The following is a 324-nucleotide window of genomic DNA, read 5'->3' as shown; positions in this document are numbered from 1 at the left end:
CCTTTTAGAAAAATATCTAATAGGTGAAACTACTCCTGCCAATACGGAAATGGTTGAGTCTTACATTGAACGATATCCAGAAGTACAGAATGCGTATAACACCTTACAGCACAACTTAGAAATAATTGCAAAAACTAATGCTGTAGAGGCTCCTAAACATATTTTAAATAATATTTTAGATGAACTTGATGATACACCTGTTATTAAACTAAATAGTACCAGCAAATACAAAAAATGGTATAAATTTAGTATTGCTGCTAGTATTGCGGCTTTTATTTTTGCAGGTACATCTATTTACTTTTATGATCAAACACAAAAACTAAA

At 30.2% G+C, this 324-nt stretch carries 1 pseudogene; it reads left to right on the top strand.

Annotated features, from left to right (window positions below):
* Nucleotides 1-324, top strand: a pseudogene (locus FUA24_RS02890) (RNA polymerase subunit sigma-70); the annotation flags it as partial.

Source organism: Seonamhaeicola marinus (genome assembly GCF_008085455.1).
This window is presented reverse-complemented; position numbering and strand designations above follow the sequence as displayed.